The sequence below is a fragment of the Streptomyces sp. NPDC021020 genome, from assembly GCF_044333285.1.
GTDB lineage: Bacteria > Actinomycetota > Actinomycetes > Streptomycetales > Streptomycetaceae > Actinacidiphila.
Genome location: NZ_JBIRQQ010000005.1, coordinates 556,506 through 576,323, shown reverse-complemented (window position 1 = coordinate 576,323; position 19,818 = coordinate 556,506). Strand labels below are relative to the sequence as shown.

At 73.6% G+C, this 19,818-nt stretch carries 18 protein-coding genes; 10 read left to right on the top strand and 8 right to left on the bottom strand.

Annotated elements, in window-relative coordinates; translation table 11 throughout:
* Positions 1 to 294 precede the first annotated feature (294 nt).
* Together ACH4SL_RS17860 and ACH4SL_RS17855 are read right to left on the bottom strand one after the other, a co-directional pair.
* Positions 295 to 1,356, bottom strand: a complete 1,062-nt coding sequence (locus ACH4SL_RS17860) for an adenylate/guanylate cyclase domain-containing protein (RefSeq protein WP_398446671.1) — start codon at positions 1,354 to 1,356, stop codon at positions 295 to 297.
* A gap of 469 nt (positions 1,357 to 1,825) precedes the next feature.
* Positions 1,826 to 2,683 (bottom strand): biotin--[acetyl-CoA-carboxylase] ligase, encoded by an 858-nt coding sequence (locus tag ACH4SL_RS17855; protein WP_398446372.1) that lies wholly within the window; start codon positions 2,681 to 2,683, stop codon positions 1,826 to 1,828.
* 244 nt (positions 2,684 to 2,927) lie between these two features.
* On the opposite strand from ACH4SL_RS17855, the gene ACH4SL_RS17850 reads away from it, so the two are divergent.
* From ACH4SL_RS17850 to ACH4SL_RS17835, 4 genes are all read left to right on the top strand, one after another.
* The gene (locus ACH4SL_RS17850) at positions 2,928 to 4,517 is read left to right on the top strand and encodes an acyl-CoA carboxylase subunit beta (RefSeq protein ID WP_398446370.1); all 1,590 of its coding nucleotides are present in this window, start codon (positions 2,928 to 2,930) and stop codon (positions 4,515 to 4,517) included.
* A 48-nt stretch (positions 4,518 to 4,565) separates the two neighbouring features.
* Positions 4,566 to 4,781, top strand: a complete 216-nt coding sequence (locus tag ACH4SL_RS17845; RefSeq protein WP_398446368.1) for an acyl-CoA carboxylase epsilon subunit — start codon at positions 4,566 to 4,568, stop codon at positions 4,779 to 4,781.
* A 152-nt stretch (positions 4,782 to 4,933) separates the two neighbouring features.
* A complete protein-coding gene (gene mmpB / locus ACH4SL_RS17840; protein WP_398446366.1) occupies positions 4,934 to 5,071 on the top strand; it encodes a morphogenic membrane protein MmpB in 138 nt (45 codons plus the stop codon).
* A gap of 117 nt (positions 5,072 to 5,188) precedes the next feature.
* Positions 5,189 to 5,827, top strand: a complete 639-nt coding sequence (locus ACH4SL_RS17835) for a nucleoside triphosphate pyrophosphatase (protein ID WP_398446364.1) — start codon at positions 5,189 to 5,191, stop codon at positions 5,825 to 5,827.
* Positions 5,828 to 5,869: 42 nt separating this feature from the next.
* On the opposite strand, the gene ACH4SL_RS17830 is transcribed toward ACH4SL_RS17835, so the two are convergent.
* Positions 5,870 to 6,355 carry a hypothetical protein gene (locus tag ACH4SL_RS17830; RefSeq protein ID WP_398446361.1) on the bottom strand — a complete coding sequence of 162 codons (486 nt, stop codon included), beginning with the start codon at positions 6,353 to 6,355 and terminating at the stop codon, positions 5,870 to 5,872.
* A gap of 456 nt (positions 6,356 to 6,811) precedes the next feature.
* On the opposite strand from ACH4SL_RS17830, the gene ACH4SL_RS17825 reads away from it, so the two are divergent.
* Complete coding sequence (locus ACH4SL_RS17825; RefSeq protein WP_398446669.1) at positions 6,812 to 8,572, top strand: acetyl/propionyl/methylcrotonyl-CoA carboxylase subunit alpha; 1,761 nt, start codon at positions 6,812 to 6,814, stop codon at positions 8,570 to 8,572.
* 92 nt (positions 8,573 to 8,664) lie between these two features.
* On the opposite strand, the gene ACH4SL_RS17820 is transcribed toward ACH4SL_RS17825, so the two are convergent.
* Positions 8,665 to 10,107: an MFS transporter gene (locus ACH4SL_RS17820; protein ID WP_398446359.1), complete on the bottom strand. Its 1,443-nt coding sequence runs from the start codon at positions 10,105 to 10,107 to the stop codon at positions 8,665 to 8,667.
* Between the two features lie 165 nt (positions 10,108 to 10,272).
* Between ACH4SL_RS17820 and ACH4SL_RS17815 the strand changes: the two genes are divergently transcribed.
* The gene (locus tag ACH4SL_RS17815) at positions 10,273 to 10,821 is read left to right on the top strand and encodes a TetR/AcrR family transcriptional regulator (protein WP_398446357.1); all 549 of its coding nucleotides are present in this window, start codon (positions 10,273 to 10,275) and stop codon (positions 10,819 to 10,821) included.
* Positions 10,822 to 10,861: 40 nt separating this feature from the next.
* Here ACH4SL_RS17815 and ACH4SL_RS17810 read toward each other — a convergent pair whose 3' ends face one another.
* On the bottom strand, positions 10,862 to 11,752 hold the full coding sequence (locus tag ACH4SL_RS17810; protein WP_398446355.1) for a DeoR/GlpR family DNA-binding transcription regulator: 891 nt from the start codon (positions 11,750 to 11,752) through the stop codon (positions 10,862 to 10,864).
* Between the two features lie 107 nt (positions 11,753 to 11,859).
* Positions 11,860 to 13,296, bottom strand: a complete 1,437-nt coding sequence (locus ACH4SL_RS17805; RefSeq protein ID WP_398446353.1) for an NAD(P)H-quinone dehydrogenase — start codon at positions 13,294 to 13,296, stop codon at positions 11,860 to 11,862.
* Between the two features lie 129 nt (positions 13,297 to 13,425).
* On the opposite strand from ACH4SL_RS17805, the gene ACH4SL_RS17800 reads away from it, so the two are divergent.
* From ACH4SL_RS17800 to gdhA, 4 genes are all read left to right on the top strand, one after another.
* Positions 13,426 to 13,863 carry a gamma-glutamylcyclotransferase gene (locus ACH4SL_RS17800; protein ID WP_398446350.1) on the top strand — a complete coding sequence of 146 codons (438 nt, stop codon included), beginning with the start codon at positions 13,426 to 13,428 and terminating at the stop codon, positions 13,861 to 13,863.
* Between the two features lie 372 nt (positions 13,864 to 14,235).
* Positions 14,236 to 15,045, top strand: a complete 810-nt coding sequence (locus ACH4SL_RS17795) for a purine-nucleoside phosphorylase (protein ID WP_398446348.1) — start codon at positions 14,236 to 14,238, stop codon at positions 15,043 to 15,045.
* A 25-nt stretch (positions 15,046 to 15,070) separates the two neighbouring features.
* Positions 15,071 to 16,717, top strand: a complete 1,647-nt coding sequence (locus ACH4SL_RS17790) for a phospho-sugar mutase (protein WP_398446346.1) — start codon at positions 15,071 to 15,073, stop codon at positions 16,715 to 16,717.
* 158 nt (positions 16,718 to 16,875) lie between these two features.
* Complete coding sequence (gene gdhA, locus ACH4SL_RS17785; protein ID WP_398446344.1) at positions 16,876 to 18,213, top strand: NADP-specific glutamate dehydrogenase; 1,338 nt, start codon at positions 16,876 to 16,878, stop codon at positions 18,211 to 18,213.
* Between the two features lie 36 nt (positions 18,214 to 18,249).
* On the opposite strand, the gene ACH4SL_RS17780 is transcribed toward gdhA, so the two are convergent.
* Positions 18,250 to 18,969 (bottom strand): hypothetical protein, encoded by a 720-nt coding sequence (locus tag ACH4SL_RS17780; protein ID WP_398446341.1) that lies wholly within the window; start codon positions 18,967 to 18,969, stop codon positions 18,250 to 18,252.
* A gap of 5 nt (positions 18,970 to 18,974) precedes the next feature.
* The gene (locus ACH4SL_RS17775) at positions 18,975 to 19,814 is read right to left on the bottom strand and encodes a phosphate ABC transporter ATP-binding protein (RefSeq protein ID WP_398446339.1); all 840 of its coding nucleotides are present in this window, start codon (positions 19,812 to 19,814) and stop codon (positions 18,975 to 18,977) included.
* Positions 19,815 to 19,818 lie beyond the last annotated feature (4 nt).

The following is a 19,818-nucleotide window of genomic DNA, read 5'->3' as shown; positions in this document are numbered from 1 at the left end:
GGGGGTGCCCCCGCAGGAATGCGCAGCGACTCCGTCGCGGATACGTATGAGGTCAGACGCGCATTCCGAGGAGGTACCCCCGGAGTGGCCCCCGACCCCACCCACCGCGCAGGCGCGCGATGCCACGCCGGGTGACACCGGGGGCGCGAGGAACTGCGCGACCAGCCACAACACACCCGGCGCGTCGCCACCGACCCGAAGGGGCAACCCGGTCCGCTCCGGACCACCGGCCGGTGGGGGCGGGCCGCGCAGTTCCCCGCGCCCCTAAAAGCGCGCGGCACGCGCACGCTCCCGCTAGCGCCGCGTGAGCAGCCAAGGCTCGACGACGCCAAGGCCACGCACGGGCCGCCGCCACATCGGCTGAAGGGCGAACCGATATTTCGCCCCCTCCGCCGCGTCAGCGGCATCCGCCTCGGACAGCGGCGCGTCCCCCGCCTCGCCGAGCGCCTCCGCGAAGTCGCCGTCCACGAGGACGGAGTCGCGCGGCGCTATCGAGGTGAGCCGGGAGGCGAGGTTGACCGTCGTACCGAACACATCGCCCATCCGGGTGGTGACCGTGCCGAAGGCCATGCCGACGCGCAGCGCGGGCATCATCTCGTCGCCCGTCATCGTCTCGATGAGCCGGATGCCGATCTCCGCCGCGGTGCCGGGGTCGTCGGCGACGAAGAGCACCTCGTCGCCGAGGGTCTTGATGAGCCGCCCCCCGTACGCGGCGACCTGGTCCGCGGCTGTGGTCTCGAAGGCCTCGACCAGTTCGCCGAGCTCCTCCTCCTCCAGCCGCCGGGTGAGCCGGGTGAAGCCGACGAGGTCGGCGAAGCCGACGGCGAGCCGACGGTCCACGGCCTCCTCGTCGTCGGACTGCACGACCCGGCTGGTGGCGGCCGCGACCTGGCGGCGCCACACGTAGATGAGGAATTCCTCCAGCTCCGGCAGCAGCAGCTCGACCAGCGGGTACGCGACCTCCGCGCGGGTCATGCCGGGCTCGGGCGGCTCGGTGAGGCCTTCGAGGAAGGAGTCCGTCTGCCAGTCGGCGAGCCGCGCGGTGGTCTGGCCGGTGGAGCGGGCCACCTGGATGGCCATCGACTCGCTCAGCAGGCCCGCCTCGACGAGGCCTGCGAGCCGCCGCAGCGCCAGGACGTCCGCCTCGGTGAGCGCCTTGGCCTGGCCGATGTCGGCGAAGCCCATGGCGCGCCAGAAGCGCGCGGCCAGGTCCATGGAGACGCCCGCGGTGCGCGCGGCCTGGAAGGGCGTGTAGCGGCGGGGCGCGCCGAGGATGAGCTGTTCGAGCCGCAGCGCGAGCGGGTGCTCGCCCGCCTCCGCGGCGGCCTCGCCCGCCCTGCCGTACGCGGCGGGCATGCCGTGCTCGCCGGGGGCGCGTACGGGCTCGGGCTCGGCGGACTCGACGGCGAGCGTGCCGGAGGGCTCTTCCGGCTCGCCCGCGGCCTCGGCGTCCTCGTCCGGTCCGGGCTCGCGGCCCCGGGCGGCGCGCTCCCCGGTGTCGCGGTCGCCACGGGAGCCCGCGGCGCGGCCCGGCTCCTGGGCGGGGCCTGGGTCGTCAGCGCTCACCGTACGGCCCCTGTGGAATCCCTGCGCACAGCCCTTCCGATCATCGAGACGACGCAGCGAGTCCACGATACGGCAGGTGTGCCGCAGCTCACTCTCACCGGCAGCCGGATCTCGCCGCTACGCCGACGCACACCGGCGGCCCCCAGTTCACCGGCCACCCGGCCGCACCCAGCGCACCCGGCCGCCCGGCGGCACCCGGCGGCACCCGGCGGCACCGGCGCACCCACCGCCCCCGCCCCGCCCTCGCCAGCGCCAGCGCTCAGGCGGACGGGCGCAGGTGCACCACGTCTCCCGCTCCTACCGCCTGCTCGGCGTCCGGGCCGGCGATGACGAGGCGGCCGTCGTCGTCGATGCCGACGGCCGTGCCGGACAGCTCGCGGTCGCCGGGGAGTTCGGCGCGGACCTGGCGGCCGAGGGTTGCGCAGCCCGCCGCGTAGGTCTGCCGCAGGCGGGAGGCGTCGGGGTCGCCGGACGCCGAGCGCCAGGCCTCGTACCAGTCGGCGAGGGAGCGCAGGACGGCCCGCAGCAGCGGGTCCCGGTCGGTGGTGGCGGCGCCCGCGAGGGCGAGGGAGGCGGCGGTGGGGACGGGCAGCTCGTCCTCGCGCAGCGACACGTTGAGGCCGATACCGATGACGACGCCGCTCTCGCCGGTGCGCTCGGCGAGGATGCCGCCCGCCTTGCGCTCCTCGTCGTCGACGGTGAGCAGCAGGTCGTTGGGCCACTTGAGTGCCGTGTCGACGCCCGCCGTCCGCGACAGCGCGGTCGCGGTGGCGACCCCGGCGAGCAGCGGCAGCCAGCCCCAGCGGTGCGCGGGCACGGGCGCGCCGAAGGCCCCGGCGTCGCCCGGCCGGAGCAGGACGGAGAAGAACAGCCCCGAGCGCGGCGGGGCGCTCCACCGGCGGTCGAGGCGGCCGCGCCCGGCGGTCTGCTGCTCGGCGACGAGCACCGCGCCCTCGGCGGCCCCGGCGGCGGCGCGGGCGGCGAGGTCGCTGTTGGTGGATCCGGTGGCCTCGACGACGTCGAGCGAGGTCCACAGCGGTGAGCCGACGACGGCCCGGCGCAGTGCGGCTTCGTTGAGCGGCGGTCGGTCGAGGTCGGACCAGCGGCTTGTCGTCATGCGCCCCACCCTACGATCCGCGGGCGCGCGCACCCGGGACACGCCCGCGCCACCCGTGCCGCGGGGCGGGCGGTACGGGCCATGGTGGTGCAGTGTGGTGAACGCCGCAGTGCCCGTACCGGAGAGTCGCCGTTACGCTACCGAGCACAGCGTTACTGACCGGTTAAGAAGACCGTCCCGTCGAGAAGACCGCCCGCACCGCAGTGAGCCGCCGAGACAGCGCAGAGCAGGAGACCCGCCGAGCATGGCCGAGCCGGACTACGACATCCACACCACCGCGGGCAAGCTCGCGGACCTGCGCCACCGTATCGAGGCGGCGGCGCACGCGGGCTCGCAGCGCGCGGTCGAGAAGCAGCACGCGAAGGGCAAGCTGACCGCCCGCGAGCGGATCGAACTCCTGCTGGACGACGACTCGTTCACGGAGCTGGACGAGCTGGCGCGGCACCGCTCCACGAATTTCGGCCTGGAGGCCAACCGCCCTTACGGGGACGGTGTGGTGGCGGGCTACGGGACCGTCGAGGGCCGCCCGGTCGCGGTCTTCTCTCAGGACTTCACGGTCTTCGGCGGCGCGCTCGGCGAGGTGTTCGGCGAGAAGATCCTGAAGGTCATGGACTTCGCGCTGAAGACCGGCTGCCCGGTCATCGGCATCAACGACTCCGGCGGCGCCCGCATCCAGGAGGGCGTCGTCTCGCTGGGCCTGTACGGCGAGATCTTCCGCCGCAACACCCTTGCCTCCGGGGTGATTCCGCAGATCAGCCTGATCACCGGGCCGTGCGCGGGCGGCGCGGTGTATTCGCCCGCGATCACCGACTTCGTGGTGATGGTCGACCAGACCTCGCACATGTTCATCACCGGGCCCGACGTCATCAAGACGGTCACCGGCGAGGACGTCGGCATGGAGGAGCTGGGCGGCGCGCGCACCCACAACTCCACGTCCGGCAACGCCCATCACCTGGCAGCGGACGAGAAGGACGCCTTCGAGTACGTCAAGGCGCTGCTGTCCTACCTGCCGGGCAACAACCTGGAGGAGCCGCCCGCCTTCGCCACCCAGGCCGAACTCGCCGTCACCGACGAGGATCTGGAGCTGGACACGCTGATCCCGGATTCGGCCAACCAGCCGTACGACATGCACAAGGTCATCGAACACATCGTGGACGACGGGGAGTTCCTGGAGACGCAGGCGCTCTACGCCCAGAACGTCGTGACCGGCTTCGGCCGGGTCGAGGGCCGCCCGGTCGGCGTGGTCGCCAACCAGCCGCTGCACTTCGCCGGTTGCCTGGACATCAAGGCGTCGGAGAAGGCCGCGCGCTTCGTACGCACCTGCGACGCGTTCAACATCCCGGTGCTGACCTTCGTGGACGTCCCCGGCTTCCTGCCCGGCACGAGCCAGGAGTGGGACGGCATCATCCGCCGCGGCGCCAAGCTCATCTACGCCTACGCCGAGGCCACCGTCCCGCTGATCACCATCGTCACGCGCAAGGCGTACGGCGGCGCGTACGACGTCATGGGCTCCAAGCACCTGGGCGCGGATCTCAACCTGGCCTGGCCGACGGCCCAGATCGCGGTGATGGGCGCGCAGGGCGCGGTCAACATCCTGCACCGGCGCACCCTCGCGGAGGCCGAAACGCCGGAGGAGGCCGACGAGTTGCGGGCCCGGCTGATCGCGGACTACGAGGACACGCTGCTCAACCCGTACATCGCCGCCGAGCGCGGCTACCTGGACGCGGTGATCGCGCCCTCGCAGACCCGGGTGCAGCTGGTCAGGGCGCTGCGGACGCTGCGCAACAAGCGGGAGAGCCTGCCGCCGAAGAAGCACGGCAACATCCCGCTGTAGCAGGGCCGGAGCCGGAGTCACCCGAGAGACCGGAGAAGGGGTTCAGCGGTGGTGGAGATCAAGGTGGAGCGCGGCCGGCCGACGCCGGAGGAGCTGGCGGCCGTCGTGGCGCTGGTCCAGGCGCGGGCCGCGGCGGCCGGGGCGGAGGAGCCGGAGCCGTCCGCGGCGCAGCCCTCGGGCTGGTCGGCGCCGGAGCGCAACCTGCCGCGGGCCATGCCGCGCCCGGCGGCGGGGGCCTGGCGGATGTCGGCCCGGTCCCTCTGACGCAGAGTCGCGCGGGGCACGTAAGGGGCAGGGCGGGCGCACGCGCGGGGCTCATGGGCTGAATGGGCCGGGTGGGGCAGTGCCGACCGGGCCATTCCGCTTGAGTACGCGTACTCAGGCGCCGCGCCCGCCCCGCGCGCACCCTGGTGGGCATGCTCTGGCCCGACGATCAACGACGTGACGAACCGTCCGAGGACGCCCGCGAGGCGCTGCGCAAGCTGCGCCGCGCGATGGTGGTGGCCGCGCTCGTCGCGGCGCTGCTGATGGTCATCGCGACCCTGCGGGTGTGAGCGGCCCCTCCCCCGCGAGGACGCGGCGCAGCGCCCGTACGGTTGCGCCGCCGCCCGCCCGTACGGTCCCGCCGCCGCCCGCCCGTACGGCCGCTGCGCCGCACCTACGATGGTGCGATGACCTCGCCGACCTCCCCCGCCGCGCCGCCCGCGCCCCGCCGGGTGCTCGTCCTCGCGTCCGCCTCCCCCGCCCGCCTCGGCCTGCTCAAGCAGGCGGGCTTCGACCCGCGGGTGGTGGTCAGCGGGGTGGACGAGAAGGCGATCCGGGCCGACAGCCCCGCCGAACTGGCGCGCGTGCTGGCCGAGGCGAAGGCCGCGGCGGTCGCGGGCGGCGGCATGCTCGACGGCGGCGACGAGCTGGTGGTCGGTTGCGACTCCGTGCTGGAGCTGGACGGCCAGGCGCTCGGCAAACCCGCGGACGCCGCGGAGGCCACCGCCCGCTGGCAGGCGATGCGCGGCCGCGCGGGGGTGCTGCAGACGGGGCACTGCGTGATCGACCGGGCCACCGGCCGCCAGGTCTCGGCGACGGCCTCGACGACCGTGCGCTTCGGCCGGCCGGACGACGCGGAGGTCGCCGCCTACGTGGCGAGCGGCGAACCGCTGCACGTCGCGGGCGCCTTCACGCTCGACGGGCGGTCGGCGCCCTTCGTCGAAGGCATCGACGGCGACCCGGGCAACGTCATCGGGCTGTCCCTGCCGCTGCTGCGCTCCCTGCTGGGCGAGCTGGGCGTGCGCGTCACCGACCTGTGGGTGTAGGCCGTTCGGGTGACGCCGGGGCTGATCGGGTGGAGCCGGGGCTCAGGGCCCCGCGGACGGGAGCGGCGCGCCCGGCGGTGCGGCGGGCGGTGCGGCGGGCGGAGGCGGCGTCGGGCTGCCCCCCGTACCTCCCGCGCCGCCCCGCGCGCCCTCGGCGGGCTCGGGCGCGTAGAGCAGCAGGGTGCCGACGAGCAGCCCGAGGACGACCATCAGGGCGGCGAAGGCGAGCCAGCCCACCAGGCCGACGACGACCGCGCCGAGCACCCCGTGGACGACCGCGCAGACGATGAGCACGATCCGCCCGGCCAGGGACGCGGGCTCCTGGCGCACCGCGACACGGGCCGTCAGGAACGCGCACAGCAGCAGGAAGAGCGCGAGGACGCCGCCCGCGATCCACGAGCCGACCGCCATCGCGTCCGGGTCGAGACCGCCGAGCGACATGTCCTGGTGGCGTACGGCGAGGCCGAGCACCCAGTTCACGAAGGCGACCCCGAGTGCTTCGAGCACCAGGACCACCGTTGTGGCCACGGCTATTCCTCTGCGCACCCTGTCCTCCCTCCGACGCCCGCTCATGGGGTCGCAGGCTACTCACGGGTAAGAGGCCGGGCAAGGGTCGTGACAGGCGGACGGCCCACCAATGCGCAACCGTGACCGCGCGCCGCGCGGCGGCCGCCGCCGGGACGGCGATCCGGCGGCGCGCCCTCACCCGCCCGGACGGACCCGGCCGCAAACTTTCCGCGGACTCTTCGTGGGGTTCCCACAAAGAAGCGTCAACTCCATGCACCGACTCCGAGCGAGATTCGACCCGCGCCCGGTAGTGCGGGACATGGGCGGGAGCAGGGCCGTACCGTGGACTGAGCTGGAGTTCACGGGGTGCGGTGGTTCGCGGATCACCCTCCGTGTGGGCAACCTCACGTGCAGGGGTGCCTCGGCATCGAGTGTGGCCAGTACCTAAACTCGGCTTGTTTCATGGAGGGAGCCATCGTGCGCAAGGTGCTCATCGCCAACCGCGGTGAAATCGCAGTACGCGTCGCCCGTGCCTGCCGGGATGCCGGGATCGCCAGCGTAGCCGTCTACGCGGACCCCGACCGGGACGCGCTGCATGTCCGCGCGGCCGACGAGGCGTACGCACTGGGCGGCGACACACCGGCCACCAGCTATCTGGACATCGCGAAGGTGCTCAAGGCGGCGGCCGAAGCGGGGGCCGACGCCGTGCACCCCGGCTACGGCTTCCTGTCGGAGAACGCCGAGTTCGCGCAGGCCGTGCTGGACGCCGGACTGAACTGGATCGGCCCGCCGCCGCAGGCCATCCGCGACCTGGGCGACAAGGTCGCGGCACGCCACATCGCCCAGCGGGCCGGTGCGCCGCTCGTCGCGGGCACGCCCGACCCGGTGTCGGGCGCGGAGGAGGTCGTGGCCTTCGCGAAGGAGCACGGCCTGCCGATCGCCATCAAGGCCGCCTTCGGCGGCGGCGGGCGCGGCCTGAAGGTCGCCCGCACGCTGGAGGAGGTCCCGGAGCTGTACGACTCGGCGGTGCGCGAGGCGGTCGCCGCCTTCGGGCGCGGCGAGTGCTTCGTGGAGCGCTACCTGGACCGGCCGCGGCACGTCGAGACGCAGTGCCTGGCCGACAAGCACGGCAACGTGGTGGTCGTCTCCACCCGTGACTGCTCGCTGCAGCGCCGCCACCAGAAGCTCGTCGAGGAGGCCCCGGCGCCGTACCTGACGCCGGAGCAGAACGCGCAGCTGTACGCGGCCTCGAAGGCGATCCTGCGCGAGGCGAAGTACGAAGGTGCGGGAACCTGCGAATTTCTCGTCGGCCAGGACGGCACGATCTCCTTCCTGGAGGTCAACACCCGGCTCCAGGTCGAGCACCCGGTCACCGAGGAGGTCTCGGGGATCGACCTGGTGCGCGAGATGTTCCGGATCGCGGACGGCGAGGAGCTCGGCTACGACGACCCGCCGCTGCGCGGGCACTCCTTCGAGTTCCGGATCAACGGCGAGGACCCGGGCCGCGGCTTCCTGCCCGCGCCGGGGACGGTGACGAAGTTCGTCGCCCCCTCAGGACCCGGTGTGCGGATGGACGCGGGCGTGGAGTCCGGCAGCGTCATCGGCCCGGCGTGGGATTCGCTGCTGGCCAAGCTGGTCGTGACCGGCGCGACACGCGAGCAGGCGCTCCAGCGGGCGGCCCGCGCGCTGGACGAATTCCAGGTGGAGGGCATGGCCACGGCCCTGACCTTCCACCGTGTGGTCGTCAGGGACCCGGCGTTCGCGCCGCCGAAGGGCCCCTTCTCCGTCCACACCCGGTGGATCGAAACCGAGTTCGTCAACACGATCGCGCCCTTCGCGGGCGGGGCCGTGGACGACGACGAGGCGCAGGGGCCGCGCGAGACGGTGGTCGTCGAGGTCGGCGGCAAGCGTCTCGAAGTGTCGCTCCCGGCGTCGCTCGGCATGACCCTGGCCCGTACGGGGCTGGCCGCGGGCGCCAAGCCCAAGCGGCGCGCCACCCAGCGCGCGGCGGCGGCGGTGTCCGGCGACTCGCTGCCCTCGCCCATGCAGGGCACCATCGTCAAGGTCGCGGTCGAGGAGAACCAGCAGGTCACCGAGGGCGACCTGATCGTGGTCCTGGAGGCCATGAAGATGGAGCAGCCGCTCAACGCGCACCGCTCCGGCACGATCGTCGGCCTCAAGGCCGAGGTCGGCGCCTCGGTGTCGTCGGGCGCGGTCATCTGCGAGATCAAGGACTGACCCGGCAGCCGGTTGACGTGTACGCGCGCGGCGCGGCCTCCCTCCGGGGGTGCCGCGCCGCGCGCGTCCGTACGTGACCGGCCGTCAGCGGCTCAGCCGCCGGTGAGCGGCTTGCGCTGCGGCAGCCGGAGGGCGAGCACCAGCGCGAGCGCGAGCGCGACGAAGGCGGCCGCGAGGACGAAGGCGGCGTCCACGCCGTGGATGAACGGCTCCTGCCGGTGGTGCCGGGAGACCGTGCCGTAGACGGTGACCAGCACCGACAGGCCGAGGCTCGCGCCGACCTGCTGCATCGTCTGGAGCAGCCCGGAGGCCGAGCCCGCGTCCGCGGGCGCCACGCCGGACAGGATGACGGTGTTGAGCGGCATCATCGTCAGGCCGATGCCGAAGCCCATGACGACCATCGTCGGCAGCACCCCGCGCGCGTAGCCGTCGGACGCGCCGAGCCGGGTGCTCCAGACCGCCCCGGCCAGCGCCAGGGTCAGCCCGGTCGTCGCGAGCAGCCGCGGGCTGCGGCCGCGGGCCAGCGCCCTGGGGGCGATCCGCGCGGCGACCAGCAGCGGCAGGGCCAGCGCCAGGAAGGCCAGGCCCGTCCTGATCGGGCTGTAGTGCAGGTAGAGCTGGAGGTACTGGGTGGAGAAGTAGAAGATGCTGCCCATCGCGGCGGGCACCAGCATCATCACCGCGTACGCCAGCGGCCGGTTGCGGTCGGCGAACAGCCGCAGCACCACGAGCGGGTGCTCCACCCGGGTCTCGTTGACGAGGAAGGCCGCCAGCAGCGCGACCGCGGCCGCGAAGGCGGCCAGCGCCCGGCCGTCGCCCCAGGACGTCTCGCCGACGCGGATGAAGGCGTAGACGAGCGAGGTGGTGCCGAGGGTGCCGGTGAGCGCCCCGGCGATGTCGAAGCGGCCGCCGCGGTGCCGTGCGGTCTCGGGGACGCAGCGCGGGCCGAGCAGCACGATGGCCGCGCCTATCGGGATGTTGATGAAGAAGACCCAGCGCCACGAGCCCCAGCTGGTGAGCATGCCGCCGAGGGTGAGCCCGATCGCGGTGGCGCCGCCCGCGATCGCCGAGAAGACGCTGAGCGCGCGGTTGCGCTCGGCGCCCTCGCGGAAGGTGGTGGCGATCAGGGCGAGGGTGCTGGGCGCGGCGAGCGCCCCCGCGGCGCCCTGCAGGGCGCGGGCGGTGAGCAGCGTGGCCGCGTTGCCCGCGACGCCGCCGAGCACCGAGGCGAGCGTGAAGGCGGCGACGCCCCACACCAGGGCCCGGCGCCTGCCGATGAGGTCGCCGATACGGCTGCCGAGCAGCAGCAGGCCGCCGAAGGCGAGGGAGTAGACGTTGAGCACCCAGGACATGCCGGTGGGCGAGAAGTCGAGGCCGGTGCCGATGCGGGGCAGCGCGACGTTCACCACGGTGAGGTCGAGCATCAGCATCAGCTGGGTTCCGACGATGACGGTGAGGGCCAGATAGGCGTGCGTCCCGGAGGGGGCCGGGGCGCGCCCGGTCGTCTCCTGGTCGCTCAGGACGGGCGTGGGCATGGCTGTGTGGCCTCCAGCGGAGAGGTCGGGCAGCGGAAAACGGAGGTTGCCTCCGGAAACTATACGGAGGCAACCTCCGGAATTACCATCGCTTTCGGGGAGATCCCCCCAGCGGTCGACACGACGTCGCCGGAACGACCCCACAGGGACGGAAGGCAGGGCCGCATGCGGGCGGACGCGCAGCGCAACTACGACCGGCTGCTGGAGGAGGCACGGCAGGCGTTCGTCGTGCACGGCACGGATGTGGCGCTGGAGGACATCGCACGGCACGCCGGAGTCGGCATCGGCACGCTCTACCGGCACTTCCCCGACCGGTCGGCGCTCATGAACGCGGTCTTCGTCCGCGAGCTGGACGCGCTCGCCGCGCGCGCGCAGGAGCTGCTGGAGCAGGAGGAGCCGCTGCCCGCCCTGCTGGCGTGGCTGAAGGCGGTGGCGGTGCACGCCTCCGCCTACCGGGGGCTGTCCGCGCGGATCCTCGCCGACTCCGACGGGCAGTTGCTCCAGTGCAAGACCCGGCTGCACGACGCGGGGCACACCCTGCTGACCCGCGCCCAGGCCGCGGGCGAGGTACGGCCCGACGTCGCGATGAGCGACCTGCTCAAGCTCACCTCGGGCATCATCACGATCGCCGAGCAGAACCTGGAGGACCGGGGCACCTACGGCCGCCTGATGGACCTCGCGGTGCGCGGCATCGTGACCTCCGGGGGCACCTGAACCGGCCCCACCGACAGGGCCGGTGGGGCCGGGACAGGCCCTAGTGCGGCCGCAGGTCCGCGAGCCGCGGTACGGCGGGCGGGCGCAGCCCGTGCGGGCGGCGCGGCGCCGGCAGCGGCTCGCGCGGAGCCGCCTCCGGGGCCACCCCGGGGGGCGGGGCGACGACGAGCTGCACCCCGCGGTCGGCGAGCGCCTGCAACTCGGTGGCCGCGCGCTCCTCGCCGGGCGGCGGCTCGTCCGTGACCAGATGGGTGATCATGTCGGTCGGCACCGTCTGGAACATCGTGTCGGCGCCGAGCTTGGTGTGGTCGGCCAGGACGACGACCTCGGCCGCCGCCTGCACGAGCGCCCGGTCCACGCTGGCGGCCAGCATGTTGGACGTCGAGAGCCCGCGCTCGGCCGTCAGGCCCGCGCCGGACAGGAACGCCCGGGAGACCCGCAGCCCCTGCAGGGACTGCTCCGCCCCGCTGCCGACCAGCCCGTAGTTGGAGCCGCGCAGCGTCCCGCCGGTCATGACGACCTCGACCCGGTTGGCGTGCGCGAGCGCCTGCGCGACCAGCAGCGAGTTGGTCACCACGGTGAGCCCCGGCACCCGGGCGAGCCGCCGGGCGAGCTCCTGCGTGGTGGTGCCCGCGCCGACGACGATGGCCTCGCCCTCGTCCACGAGCGAGGCCGCGAGATCGGCGATGGCCGTCTTCTCCGCGGTCGCTAGATGGGATTTCTGCGGGAAGCCGGACTCGCGGGTGAATCCCCCCGGCAGCACCGCACCGCCGTGCCGGCGGTCGAGTAGTCCTTCGGCCTCCAGTGCCCGCACATCACGGCGCACGGTCACTTCGGAGGTCTGGACGACACGGGCGAGTTCCCGGAGCGACACCGCTCCGTTGGCCCGCACCATTTCCAGGATCAATTGGCGACGTTCTGCAGCGAACACGAAACCGACAGTAACCCCTTCGATCGCTGCTTTCAGCGTTTTGCACCAGTACCGCGATATTCCGCGCGAAACAGACCGCGAAGTGCTACGGACCGACCGTACGTTCGCTAATTCCCGCGGTTGTGCAGCTGCCGGGCGACCTCCGCGATCGAGCCGGACAGCGACGGGTAGACCGTGAAGGCGTTCGCGATCTGCTCGACGGTCAGGTTGTTGTCCACCGCGAGCGAGATCGGGTGGATCAGCTCGCTGGCCCGGGGCGCGACCACCACGCCGCCGACCACGATGCCCGTGCCCGGACGGCAGAAGATCTTCACGAAGCCGTCCCGGATGCCCTGCATCTTCGCCCGCGGGTTGCGCAGCAGCGGCAGCTTCACCAGCCGGGCGTCGATCCGCCCGGAGTCCACGTCCGCCTGCGTGTAGCCGACGGTCGCGATCTCCGGGTCGGTGAAGACGTTCGACGACACGGTCTTCAGGTTCAGCGGCGCGACCGCGTCCCCGAGGAAGTGGTACATCGCGATCCGGCCCTGCATCGCCGCGACCGACGCGAGCGCGAAGACGCCCGTGACGTCACCGGCCGCGTACACGCCCGAGGCGCTGGTGCGCGACACCTTGTCCGTCCACACATGGCCGTGCTCGGTGAGCTTGACGCCCGCCTCCTCCAGGCCCATCCCGGTGGTGTTGGGGATCGCGCCGACCGCCATCAGGCAGTGCGTGCCGGTGATGACGCGGCCGTCGGTGAGCGTCGCCTCCACCCCGTCGCCCACCCGCTTGACGCTCTGCGCGCGCGAGCGCGACATCACGTTCATGCCGCGGCGCCGGAAGACGTCCTCCAGCACCGCCGCGGCGTCCGGGTCCTCGCCGGGCAGCACCCGGTCGCGCGAGGAGACCAGCGTCACCTTCGAGCCCAGCGCCTGGTACGCGCCCGCGAACTCCGCACCCGTCACACCCGAGCCCACCACGATCAGCTCGCGCGGCAGCTCGTCCAGGTCGTAGACCTGGGTCCAGTTCAGGATCCGCTCGCCGTCCGGCATCGCGTCCGGCAGCTCGCGCGGCCGCGCACCGGTGGCGATCAGCACGGCCTCGGCCGTCAGCCGCTGCTCGGTGCCGTCGGCGGCCGTCACGACGACCGTCCGGGTGCCTTCCGCCGTCTGGGGGCCCTCCAGCCGCCCGCGCCCGCGCATCACCTGCGCGCCCGCGCGCGTCACGGAGGCGGTGATGTCGTGCGACTGCGCGAGCGCGAGCCGCTTGACCCGGCGGTTGACCTTGCCCAGGTCGACGCCGACCACGCGGGCCGCCCGGGCCTCCGGCGGGGTGTCGTCGGCCACGATGATGCCCAGCTCCTCGTAGGAGCTGTCGAAGGTCGTCATCACCTCCGCGGTGGCGATGAGGGTCTTCGACGGTACGCAGTCGGTCAGCACCGACGCACCGCCGAGGCCGTCGCAGTCGACGACCGTCACCTCCGCGCCGAGCTGCGCCGCCACCAGCGCCGCCTCGTAGCCGCCGGGTCCGCCACCGATGATCACGATCCTTGTCACGTACCCCATTGTCCCGCACGCGCCAAGAAGCGACCGCGCGGGGCGCCTCCGGCGGGGTGGGCTGCCGGGGGGCTCCCGGGGGGAGCGCGTCTCCGCGTCCTTACGCCGCCCCGATGCCGCTCCCGTACTCTCGACGTCATGTCGCTCTACGCCGCCTACGCAGGCAACCTCGACGCGCGGCTGATGACGCGCCGCGCACCGCACTCCCCGCTGCGCGGCACGGGCTGGCTGACCGGCTGGCGCCTCACCTTCGGCGGCGAGCAGATGGGCTGGGAGGGCGCGCTCGCGACGCTCGTGGAGGACCCGACCCACCAGGTCTTCGTGGGCCTCTACGACATCGCGCCGGTCGACGAGGACTCCCTCGACCGCTGGGAGGGCGTCCCCCTCGGCATGTACCGCCGCACGACCGTCCGCGTCCACACGCTCGACGGCGACCTCGCGGCATGGCTCTACGTCCTCGACGACTACGAGGGCGGTCTGCCGTCCGCGCGCTACCTCGGCGAAATCGCTGACGCGGCGGAATCGGCGGGCGCGCCCCACGACTACGTCATGGAGCTCCGTAAGCGCCCGTGCTGACCGCTGGGGCTCGGGTTTGCGCTCCGGGCTGCCTGTTGCGGTGGTCCGCGCGACCTTCCCTCGGCGGGGGCTGGTCGCGCAGTTCCCCGCGCCCCTGTTGTCACCCGGCGGGGCATCGCGCACTCCGTGCGGTGGGTGGGGTCGGGGGCCACTCCGGGTTGTACGGCGGGTTCGCCGCCGACGGTGGTTAAGCCCCACAGGAGGACTGTCAGACGACATCTGACTCGCACGGGTGGTGCGGGTGGGAGAACCCCGCGCCGCCAGGCGCGGGAAGCCCCCGCGGCGGGAAAGCCGCAAGCTCACCGCGCCGGGGGCCCGGCGAACAGCGGGGAGCGTCTACGCGCGTAGGCTCAAACAGGCTACGCTCTGCGCGTGAACGCTTCCGTGAATCCCGAGCCCTACGCCGCGGCCGACGACGCCGCCGCCCGTCTGCGCGAGCTGACCCGCGCGCAGACGCACGACGTCGCCCTGGTCCTGGGTTCGGGCTGGGTGCCCGCAGCCGACGCGCTGGGGGCGCCCGACACAGAGCTGGCATTCACCGATCTGCCGGGTTTTCCGGCCCCCGCGGTGGAAGGCCACGCGGGCCGGTTGCGTTCGGTGCGGGTCGGCGGCGTGCGGGCGCTGGTGTTCCTGGGCCGTACGCATCTGTACGAGGGCCGCGGTGTGGCGAGCGTCGTGCACGGGGTGCGGACGGCGGTGGCCGCCGGGGTGAAGACGGTGGTGCTGACGAACGGCTGCGGGGGCCTGCGGCCCGGCTACCGTCCGGGGCAGCCCGTGCTGATCAGCGACCACATCAACATGACGGCGGCCTCCCCCATCGCGGGCGCGAACTTCGTCGACCTCACGGACCTGTATTCGCCGCGGCTGCGGGCGCTGTGCAGGGAGATAGACCCGACGCTGGACGAGGGCGTGTACGTCCAGCTGCCCGGCCCGCACTACGAGACGCCCGCCGAGATCGGCATGATCCGGGCGATCGGCGGGGACCTGGTGGGCATGTCCACCGCGCTGGAGGCGATCGCGGCCCGCGAGGCGGGCGCGGAGGTGCTGGGCGTGTCCCTGGTGACGAACCTGGCCGCGGGGATGACGGGCGCGCCGCTCAACCACGAGGAGGTGCTCGCCGCGGGCCGCGAGTCGGCCACCCGGATGGGCACGCTCCTCGCGGACCTGCTCGCCCGCCTCTGACACCGAACGAAGGGAACCGGCTCCCATGACCGACCTGCTCGCCCGTGCCCGCGCGTGGGCCGCGGAGGATCCCGACCCCGAGACCCGGGCGGAGCTGACCGCGCTGATCGCCGCGGGCGGCTCCGCGGAGCTGGCCGACCGCTTCGACGGGACGCTGGAGTTCGGGACGGCGGGGCTGCGCGGGGCGCTGGGCGCGGGTCCGAACCGGATGAACCGCGCGGTCGTGATCCGCGCTGCCGCGGGGCTGGCGGCGTATCTCGGTCCCGGCGGCTCGGTCGTGGTCGGCTACGACGCCCGCCACAAGTCCGCGGACTTCGCACGCGACACGGCCGCGGTGATGACGGGCGCGGGCCTGCGCGCGTATCTGCTGCCGCGGCCGCTGCCGACGCCGGTGCTGGCCTTCGCGATCCGCGAACTGGGCGTCGCCGCGGGCGTGATGGTGACCGCGAGCCACAACCCGCCGCAGGACAACGGCTACAAGGTCTATCTCGGCGACGGCTCGCAGATCGTGCCGCCCGCGGACGCGGAGATCGCCGCCCGTATCGCGGCGGTGGGGCCGCTGGCGTCCGTACCGCTGGCCGAGAAGGGCTGGGAGGTGCTCGGCGAGGACGTCCTGGCCGCGTATCTGGAGCGCGCGACGGGCGTGCTGGCGCCGGGCAGCCCGCGCGAACTGGCCACCGTCTACACGCCGTTGCACGGCGTGGGCCTGGAGACGCTGACCGCCGCCTTCGCCCGCGCGGGCTTCCCCGCGCCCGTGCCCGTCGCCGAACAGGCCGCGCCCGACCCGGATTTCCCCACCGTCGCCTTCCCCAACCCGGAGGAACCGGGGGCGATGGACCTCGCGTTCAAGACCGCGCGGGACACCGCGCCGGACCTCGTCATCGCCAACGACCCGGACGCCGACCGCTGCGCCGTGGCCGTCCCCGACCCGGACGCCGACGCGGGCTGGCGCATGCTGCGCGGCGACGAACTGGGCGCGCTCCTGGCCGCCCACCTCGTCGGGCGCGGCGCCGCCGAACCGGGGCAGGACGTCTTCGCGGCGAGCATCGTCTCGTCCTCCCTGCTGTCGAAGATCGCCGCTCGCGCGGGCCTCGGCTACGAGGACACCCTCACCGGCTTCAAGTGGATCGCCCGCGTCCCCGGGCTGCGCTACGGCTACGAGGAGGCTCTCGGCTACTGCGTCGACCCGGCCGGGGTCAGGGACAAGGACGGCGTGACCGCGGCGCTGCTCGTCGCCGAGATGGCGGCGCAGGCCCGGCAGGAGGGGCGCACCCTCGCGGACGAGCTGGACGGCCTCGCCCGCGTCCACGGCCTGCACGCGACCGACCAGCTCTCGGTACGCGTCGACGACCTCGCCGTGATCACCGCCGCGATGGCCCGGCTGCGGGCCCACCCGCCCACCGAGCTGGCCGGCCTCACCGTCACCTCCGCGGAGGATCTGCGCGAGGGTGCGGGCGGGCTGCCGCCCACGGACGGGCTGCGCTACCACCTGGCCGGTGAGGGCGTCTCCGCCGTGCGGGTCGTCGTCCGGCCCAGCGGCACGGAACCCAAGGTCAAGTGCTATCTGGAGGTCGTCCTCCCGCCGACCGCCGACCTCGCCCCGGCCCGCGCCCGCGCCGCCGCCCTGCTCGCCGCCCTGAAGCCCGCGCTCGCCGAGGCGGCGGGCCTGTAGCCCGCGGCGCGGCGGGCGTGGCCTGGCTCACGTCGTGTTCCGGCACGGCGGCCGTCCGGCGACAATGAATATGCCAAACGCCGAAGGGGGCCGCTGCGGCCCCCAGGGACGGGGTGCCCCAGCGCGCTAATCGCCGAGTCAACGGAGGGCACACCCGTATGCGCGTCATCGAGCCGCTGTACGCAGAGATCCTGCGCCGCAACCAGGGCGAGACCGAGTTCCACCAGGCCGTACGCGAGGTGCTGGAGACCCTCGACCCGGTGCTGGAGCAGCGTCCGGAGTTCCTGGACGCGCGGATCATCGAGCGGGTCTGCGAGCCGGAGCGGCAGCTGATCTTCCGGGTGCCGTGGTCGGACGACAACGGGGACATCCACGTCAACCGCGGCTTCCGGGTCGAGTTCAGCAGCGTCCTCGGGCCGTACAAGGGCGGGCTGCGCTTCCACCCGTCGGTGAACCTGGGGATCGTGAAGTTCCTCGGCTTCGAGCAGATCTTCAAGAACGCGCTCACGGGCATGCCCATCGGCGGCGGCAAGGGCGGCTCCGACTTCGACCCGAAGGGCCGCTCGGACGCCGAGGTCATGCGCTTCTGCCAGTCGTTCATGACCGAGCTGCACCGCCACATCGGCGAGTACACCGATGTGCCGGCGGGCGACATCGGCGTGGGCGGCCGGGAGATCGGCTACCTGTTCGGCCAGTACAAGCGGATCACCAACCGCTACGAGTCAGGCGTACTGACCGGCAAGGGCCTGGGCTGGGGCGGCGCCCAGGCGCGTACGGAGGCGACGGGGTACGGCTGCGTGCTCTTCACTGCCGAGATGCTGCGCAGCCGGGGCGAGTCGCTGGAGGGGCGGCGCGTGGCCGTCTCGGGCTCGGGCAATGTGGCGATCTACGCGATCGAGAAGGCCCAGCAGCTCGGCGCGACCGTCGTGACGTGCTCCGACTCCTCCGGCTACGTCGTGGACGAGAAGGGCATCGACCTCGGCCTGCTCAAGGAGATCAAGGAGGTCGGCCGCGGCCGCGTCTCGGAGTACGCGCAGCGGCGCGGCCCGCACGTGTCGTACGTGGAGGGCACGGGCCTGTGGAACGTCCCCTGCGACGTGGCCCTGCCCTGCGCCACGCAGAACGAGCTGCACGAGACCGACGCCCTGGCCCTGGTGCGCAACGGTGTGCAGGCCGTCGCGGAGGGCGCGAACATGCCCACCACGCCGGAGGCCGTACGCGTCTTCCAGGACGCGGGGGTCGCCTTCGCGCCCGGCAAGGCGGCGAACGCCGGCGGCGTGGCCACCAGCGCCCTGGAGATGCAGCAGAACGCCTCGCGCGACTCGTGGACCTTCGCGCACACCGAGGAGCGGCTGGCGGAGATCATGCGCCACATCCACGACTCCTGCCACACCACCGCGGAGCGCTACGGCAGCCCCGGCAACTACGTGGTCGGCGCCAACATCGCGGGCTTCGAACTCGTCGCGGACGCGATGCTGGCCCAGGGCCTGATCTGACCCGGCGGCCGGGCCGCCCTTCGCGGGGCGGCCCGGTCAGTCGCGTACGAGGTAGCTGAAGCCGGTGTCGGGCCCGACGCAGGTCTGGAGGGTGAGGTCGCCCCAGTACAGGCCGTTGTCGGGGCCGCCCTGGCCGGGCGTGACGTAGTTCGCGTAGACGTGGTAGGACAGCGTGCCCCGGGGGGTGTCCAGGGTCACGCGGGTGCCGACCGGGAGCGGGGCGAGGACGGCGTAGCCGCAGAAGTCGTGGCCGACGATGACGGACGTGCGCATCGCGTCGCCGTCGGCCTGGGCCGGGTCGGGGCCGGTGAAGAGGACCGCGGCGGTGCAGCGGTCGATCGCGGCCTGGTCGCCGCGGACGACCGGGCGGGACCACGTCCCGATGTGCAGCACCATCGCGCCCGGCGCGGTCGCCCGCCGGGACGGCCGCACGGTGGCCGCGGGCGTGCGGGCCGGCGGCTTCGGCGGGCCGGTGCGCGGCGCCGGGGGCGCGGCCGTACGGGGCGGCGTGGTCACCTGCGGTGCGGCCGGGGCGGGCGGCGGCGCGGTGGTGGTGGTGGTCGGCGCCGTGGTGGCCGGTGGGGCCGAAAGGGCGTGCGGCAGCGGCCGGTTGGCGCCCGGCGGCGTCGTGGCGGACCCCGCCGGGGCGTGGGCGGCGGCGGGCCGGGCGGGGCCGGCCGCCGGGTGGCCGCACGCGGCCAGCAGCGCGGCGGCCGCCAGCGCGCCCGCGGGCACGAGAGTGCGCGAGCTTCCCACCGGGCTCAGCCGAAGCGGCCGTTGACGTAGTCGGACGTGCGCTGGTCCTGCGGGCTGGTGAACATCGTGTCGGTGGGCCCGTGCTCCACGATGACGCCGGGCGTGCCCTGTTCGGCGAGGAAGAAGGCGCAGGAGTGCGAAACGCGCGCGGCCTGCTGCATGTTGTGGGTGACGATGACGATGGTGACCTCGTCGGACAGCTCGCCGATCGTCTGCTCGATCCGCCGGGTGGACGTCGGGTCGAGTGCCGAGCACGGCTCGTCCATCAGCAGCACACGTGGCCGTACCGCCAACGACCGTGCGATGCACAGGCGTTGCTGCTGCCCGCCGGACAGCGCCCCGCCGGGCTGCCGCAGCCGGTCGGCGACCTCGCGCCACAGCCCGGCCTTGGTCAGGCACTCCTCGACCAGGTCGTCCCGCTCGCCGCGGCCCGCCTTGATGCCGTTCATCTTCAGTCCGGCCAGGACGTTGTCGTAGATGCTCATCGCCGGGAAGGGGTTGGGCTTCTGGAAGACCATCCCGATCTCCCGCCTGGCCTGCGTGATGCGCCGCCCGCGGTCGTAGATGTCCTGCCCGTCCAGCAGCACCTGCCCGGCGAGCGACGCGCTGCCGATCAGCTCGTGCATGCGGTTGAGGATCCGCAGGAAGGTGGACTTGCCGCAGCCGGACGGCCCGATGAGCGCGGTGACCCGCTGCGCGGGCATGGTGAGCGACACCCGGTCGAGGACCTTGTGGTCGCCGAACCAGGCGGAGATGTCGCGGGCGTCGAGGGTGGCGGAGCGGGAGGCGGCGGCGGGCGCGGCGGGGACGGGCGGCAGGACGACGGTCTCGTCGGTCGCGGACATGGCG

Bases quoted from the DNA above. Each gene is read 5' to 3' on its own strand.
- ACH4SL_RS17860 (WP_398446671.1), bottom strand. From the start codon at position 1,356: ATGCCCGCCGCGTACGGCAGGGCGGGCGAGGCCGCCGCGGAGGCGGGC.
- ACH4SL_RS17855 (WP_398446372.1), bottom strand. From the start codon at position 2,683: ATGACGACAAGCCGCTGGTCCGACCTCGACCGACCGCCGCTCAACGAA.
- ACH4SL_RS17850 (WP_398446370.1), top strand. From the start codon at position 2,928: ATGGCCGAGCCGGACTACGACATCCACACCACCGCGGGCAAGCTCGCG.
- mmpB (WP_398446366.1), top strand. From the start codon at position 4,934: ATGCTCTGGCCCGACGATCAACGACGTGACGAACCGTCCGAGGACGCC.
- ACH4SL_RS17835 (WP_398446364.1), top strand. From the start codon at position 5,189: ATGACCTCGCCGACCTCCCCCGCCGCGCCGCCCGCGCCCCGCCGGGTG.
- ACH4SL_RS17820 (WP_398446359.1), bottom strand. From the start codon at position 10,107: ATGCCCACGCCCGTCCTGAGCGACCAGGAGACGACCGGGCGCGCCCCG.
- ACH4SL_RS17815 (WP_398446357.1), top strand. From the start codon at position 10,273: ATGCGGGCGGACGCGCAGCGCAACTACGACCGGCTGCTGGAGGAGGCA.
- ACH4SL_RS17805 (WP_398446353.1), bottom strand. From the start codon at position 13,296: ATGGGGTACGTGACAAGGATCGTGATCATCGGTGGCGGACCCGGCGGC.
- ACH4SL_RS17800 (WP_398446350.1), top strand. From the start codon at position 13,426: ATGTCGCTCTACGCCGCCTACGCAGGCAACCTCGACGCGCGGCTGATG.
- ACH4SL_RS17790 (WP_398446346.1), top strand. From the start codon at position 15,071: ATGACCGACCTGCTCGCCCGTGCCCGCGCGTGGGCCGCGGAGGATCCC.
- gdhA (WP_398446344.1), top strand. From the start codon at position 16,876: ATGCGCGTCATCGAGCCGCTGTACGCAGAGATCCTGCGCCGCAACCAG.
- ACH4SL_RS17775 (WP_398446339.1), bottom strand. From the start codon at position 19,814: ATGTCCGCGACCGACGAGACCGTCGTCCTGCCGCCCGTCCCCGCCGCG.